We start from the raw sequence: 1,175 nt of genomic DNA, 5'->3' as shown, positions 1-1,175 counted from the left end.
CGCGTCTTCAACGGCGTCGTCGCCTCGCTCACCGGCGGCCACGCCGCCTCCCGCGGGCAGCGCCACTATGTCCTGCGCGTCGTCCCCCGCCTGTGGTTCCTGACCCGCACCAGCGACTGCCGCATCTTCCAGAACAAGACCACGCTCGACATCCTGGAGACCATCTTCGGCGAGCTGGGCGTCACCCAGTACGACTTCTCCGGCGTCAGCGCCCCGCCGCCCCGCGAGTACTGCGTGCAGTACCGCGAGACCGACTTCGCCTTCGTCTCCCGCCTGATGGAGGAGGACGGCCTCTATTACTTCTTCCGCCACGAGGCGGGGAAGCACACCCTGGTCCTGGGTGCCCAGACCTCCGCCTACCAGACGGGCGATGAGCCGCTGATCCCCTTCAGCGCCACCTCCTCCCGCTCCAACCACATCACCGAGTGGCACCGCAGCCACGCCTACCAGGCCAGCGCCTGGGCCATGACCGACTACAACTTCCAGACCAGCAAGCTGGACCTGAAGCAGACCGTCCCCACCGTCTCCAGCTACACCCAGGACCCCCAGCACGAGCACTTCGACTATCCCGGCCTGCACGACAGCGCCGGCGATGGCGAGCGCCGCGCCAAGCTGGCCATGCAGGCGGAGGAGGTGGAGCGCGAGACGGTGCAGGGCGCCAGCGACTGCCGCTCCATGACCCCCTGCGGCCGCTTCCAGCTGACCGACCATCCCGTCGCCGCCGAGAACGGCGCCTATGTCGTGCTCTCCGCCAGCCACCGCGCCAGCGACCTCAGCTATGAGGGCGGCGGCGCCAGCCACTCAGGCTACGCCAACCACTTCACCTGCCTGCCGGCCGCCACCCCCTTCGTGCCCCGCCGCGTCACCCCCCGACCCAGCATCTCCGGCCTGCAGACCGCCGTCGTGGTCGGCCCCAAGGGCCAGGAGATCCACACCGACAAGCATGGCCGGGTGAAGGTGCAGTTCTTCTGGGACCGGCGCGGCCAGTCCAACGAGGGCAGTTCTTGCTGGGTCCGCGTCGCCCAGGGCTGGGCCGGCCGCGGCTTCGGTGCCCAGACCATCCCCCGCATGGGCATGGAGGTCGTCGTCGCCTTCCTGGAGGGCAACCCGGACCGCCCCGTCATCCTGGGCTCCGTCCCCAATTCCGAGACCACCGCCCCCCTCGGCCTGCCCGC

General features: G+C 70.0%; 1 protein-coding gene. It reads left to right on the top strand.

The genetic code is table 11. The annotated features are described in order from the left end of the window. Nucleotides 1–1,175: type VI secretion system Vgr family protein (locus tag FBZ87_RS28990; RefSeq protein WP_145614032.1), on the top strand; the 1,175-nt coding region annotated here is incomplete at both ends.

This window comes from Nitrospirillum amazonense (assembly GCF_007828035.1).
Lineage (GTDB): Bacteria > Pseudomonadota > Alphaproteobacteria > Azospirillales > Azospirillaceae > Nitrospirillum > Nitrospirillum amazonense.
Note: the sequence above shows the minus strand (reverse complement) of the source record. Positions and strands in the feature narration are given on the sequence as shown.